Below are 3,543 nucleotides of genomic sequence, written 5' to 3'. Positions count from 1 at the left end.
CTCGGGAATTTGAAAAGGACAAGAATCAAAATAAGCTAACAGCAGCAAACATCAAAAAAATTGTGACGACTTATCAAAATCGGCAAGATGTCGATAAATATGCCCACGTGGCCTCACCGGCAGAAATCAAAGAGAATGACTACAACTTAAATATTCCGCGCTACGTTGATACGTTTGAACCAGAACCCGAGATTGATTTGGACCAAGTCAAAGCTGATTTAAAGCAACTGGACGAGGAAATCAGTCAGAATGAACAAGCCTTTAATGAATTGGCTAGCCAGTTAGTGACCACCCAGGTGAATGACCAGTCAAAACCGGAGGCTAACAATGAAAGATAAACAAGCTAAATATCCGCAATTAAGATTTAAAGGTTTCACTGATGCTTGGGTACAGCGTAACCTTTCTGAACTGCTTCAAGAACGAAACCATCAGATTGAACCTAACGACGAATATGAGTTGATGTCTTTCGCAGCTGGTACTGGTGTGACACCAAAGGGCGAGAGGTATGATCGCAGCGCTTTAGTCACTAATGACTCAAAGAAGTACAAAGTCACTGAATTTGGTGATTTTATTTACAGTTCGAACAACCTTGAAACTGGGTCAATTGGATTCAATAAAACAGGAAAGGCATTGATATCGCCGGTCTACAGCATCTTCTATTCAACTGAAAATGCTGATAGTCGATTTATTGGTCTGTTGTCTAGTCAAAAAAATTTTATCCATTCAATGGTTCGATACCGACAGGGAGTCGTGTATGGTCAGTGGCGTATTCATGAGTCAGATTTTTTGAAGATTGCAGTTTTCACCCCAAAGTTGGATGAACAAAATAAAATCATCGAGTTTTTCGAAAGGTTCGACAAACTTATCGCTGCTAACCAGCGTAAGTTAGATTTGCTCAAGGAACAGAAAAAAGGCTACTTGCAAAAAATGTTCCTAAAAATGGGGCCAAAGTTCCTGAATTGCGATTTGCAGGGTTTGCTGACGCTTGGGAACAGCGTAAGTTGTCTGATTTAACTGAACGAGTAACTCGAAAGAACAAAAATAACGAGTCGAGTCGTCCGTTAACTATCTCAGCGCAGGATGGTCTGATTGACCAGAATGACTTTTTTGACAAGCAAATTGCTAGCCGTGATATCAGTGGTTATTTTCTAGTTAAAAATGGTGAATTTGCTTACAACAAAAGCTATTCAAACGGATACCCATGGGGAGCGATTAAGCGACTCGATAAATATGATATGGGAGTTCTTTCAACTCTTTATATCATTTTTAGACCGACAAACGTTTCTTCCCAATTCTTGGTTTCATACTACGACACAACTAGGTGGTACAAGGAAGTTGCAAAGAATGCTGCGGAAGGCGCACGTAACCATGGGCTCTTGAATATTGCTCCTACTGATTTTTTCAGTACTGTGCTACTAATTCCAAATTCAATCGAGGAACAGCAAAAAATTGGTTCATTTTTCAAACAACTCGACGACACTATCACTCTTCATCAACGTAAGCTTGAAAAACTCCAAGAACTTAAAAAAGGGTATCTACAAAAGATGTTTTGCTGAGCTTAATTCGATCAAATTTAGGATCCTATGAAACCCCATGACTTAATTTTTATTGTGCTTGGTCAACACTTAATTCACCTGTATAATGGATTACGCAGGAAGTTTTAAGGGCGGTGGCTGTCTTTTCCCTTGCGAGGTGAGGCCCATGGGAACATGGAATAATCTTCAGGAAGGTTTCACAGTCAATGAGCGTCTTCCAGACACTCTCGTTGATGTTGCTGTTTGGCACGTTTTTAATCGCGCTACTCAGCTATATCGACAAGTACCACAAATAAAAAAGCCGCCCTGCGTAACTTTGGCTAGGTTACAGGGTGACTCAACTATCATTTTTTAACTAATGCCACCGCCTTTGAAGCGGCTTGCGCGGGAAGTCTTGTTAGCGCAAGACTTCCTTTTTCTATTACATTATAGCATGTCCCTTAAAAACTGGCTAACGTTTTAGGCTTTGATCAGGTTCAGAATCTGGTTGTTTGATTTCTGGATTCTTTTTAGCAAATGCTTGCAGCTGTTTTTGCGTTCGATTACTGATTTTCTGGTGTACATCATTTAATTTATTTTTTAGTTCTAATTTTTGTTGTGGATTCGTTGCTTGCTGAACTTGTTGTTGCAAGCTTTGATAGGACTTATTAAGATCCTGGGCGGATAGCTTTTTTAAATCATGCTCAGGTTCTTTTTGTGCTTCTTGTAAGCCTAATTGTTTGGTTAACCCGTCACTAAGCTCAATCACTTTGTTGCTCACTTGGTGGATTTCACTTAAAGCACTATGGATTACGGCTTTATCTTTGGCCCAGGTGGCCACATAACCGAATGAATAGTTGCTGGTATCAACGCCAATATTTTGCATGGCAACATACGCAACCGCTTCGGCTTGGGTTTCCTGATAGGCTCGCGGCCGATCTTTAAAGGCTGATTTTAACCCATGTAACTGACTATGCGCATATTCATGATATAACGTCTTTAGTTTTAAAGCATTATCGGGCTCATCGCCACCAATGACGATTTCATTAGTGCTGGGTTGAAAATACCCCTTAGCCCCATTTAGCGTCTCTAAAGGCACTTCACTGACTTTAAGGTCGGTTTGCTGGTTTAAATAATCTTTGAACGCGTTATACAAGCTCGTTACATTCTGATGATCGGCTAAATTTTCTTTGACAAAGTCTTTAGCACTTAACACTGGCTCACCGCTAGTTTGTGCCACATCAAAGACGGGTAGATAACGGTAACCGACAATGGCGCGTTCATCGGTGGTATCAAGACGCTTTTGCTCGGCTGGTGTTAACTTCTTAATAATCGGGGCCGCAATCCGAATCGCTTTTGCGCCCCGGTTGACGGTGCGGTTAAAAGCCGTCTGCCATTGCTTAAAGCCCGCGACTTGAGTGGCTTGCGGATTTTGCGCATAAATCAAATCAATGTTTCTGGCGCTATAATGATGAAATTTAGCCAGGGTATTAAGATACTGTTTAAATCGGTCACTATCGGTTAATTTTAGGATTTGTTGTTCAGCCTGAGCGACTAATTGTGCTTTCCAGGCTTTAACGTCTGCTTTACTCGGCATTGTCTACCCCTCCTCATCTTCAAAAATATCATTCAGTATGGGAGCCACTTTTGTTTGAATTGAGGTCGTGCCATAAAGGGCAACGTAACCGTCAGACAATTTTTGCCAAGCCACTTGATAATAGGCCCCGTTACCAGTAATTTCTTTTAAATACTTGTAGGTTCCTTTAGTCTGCAAAACCGGTAATTCACTCCCAATGACTGTTAATTCGTTATCCATTTCATGATCTCCTTTGCTTTGCTAATCTCACCCGTTGTTTAGGTTCGCTTTGGGGGTTGTCAAAGTGAACCTAAACAACGGGTTCACCAACCGGAACAACGTGAAGGGCGGTAGGGTAAGGTCTAATCAAAATCAAAACTTAATTTATGGCCGTCAAGTTTTAGCTTGGCGTCAAACGACTTTCCTTTTTTGCTCTTGAATCCCTTTAGTTTG

Annotated in this window: 5 protein-coding genes and 1 pseudogene; 3 read left to right on the top strand and 3 right to left on the bottom strand. The window is 41.0% G+C overall.

Annotated features, from left to right (window positions below):
- The 3 genes and pseudogenes from JCM2765_RS16290 to JCM2765_RS18905 form a co-directional block, all read left to right on the top strand.
- On the top strand, positions 1-338 hold a 338-nt coding region (locus tag JCM2765_RS16290; RefSeq protein ID WP_156301846.1), incomplete at its 5' end, for an N-6 DNA methylase.
- Positions 301-1,556, top strand: a pseudogene (locus JCM2765_RS19345) (restriction endonuclease subunit S). The gene JCM2765_RS16290 and the pseudogene JCM2765_RS19345, both read left to right, overlap by 38 nt.
- Positions 1,557-1,741: 185 nt before the next feature.
- Positions 1,742-1,831: a putative holin-like toxin gene (locus JCM2765_RS18905; protein ID WP_156301844.1), complete on the top strand. Its 90-nt coding sequence runs from the start codon at positions 1,742-1,744 to the stop codon at positions 1,829-1,831.
- A gap of 155 nt (positions 1,832-1,986) precedes the next feature.
- Here JCM2765_RS18905 and JCM2765_RS16275 read toward each other — a convergent pair whose 3' ends face one another.
- From JCM2765_RS16275 to JCM2765_RS19220, 3 genes are all read right to left on the bottom strand, one after another.
- Positions 1,987-3,111, bottom strand: coding sequence for an ArdC-like ssDNA-binding domain-containing protein (locus JCM2765_RS16275; protein ID WP_054737565.1), 1,125 nt, complete (start codon positions 3,109-3,111; stop codon positions 1,987-1,989).
- A 3-nt stretch (positions 3,112-3,114) separates the two neighbouring features.
- Entirely contained in the window at positions 3,115-3,330 is a 216-nt protein-coding gene (locus JCM2765_RS16270) for a hypothetical protein (protein WP_003600530.1), read from the bottom strand.
- A 122-nt stretch (positions 3,331-3,452) separates the two neighbouring features.
- Positions 3,453-3,543, bottom strand: a 91-nt coding sequence (locus JCM2765_RS19220) for a topoisomerase C-terminal repeat-containing protein (RefSeq protein ID WP_369404086.1), incomplete at its 5' end; no start/stop codon positions are given.

The sequence above is a fragment of the Secundilactobacillus similis DSM 23365 = JCM 2765 genome (assembly GCF_001311075.1).
Lineage (GTDB): Bacteria > Bacillota > Bacilli > Lactobacillales > Lactobacillaceae > Secundilactobacillus > Secundilactobacillus similis.
Note: the sequence above shows the minus strand (reverse complement) of the source record. Positions and strands in the feature narration are given on the sequence as shown.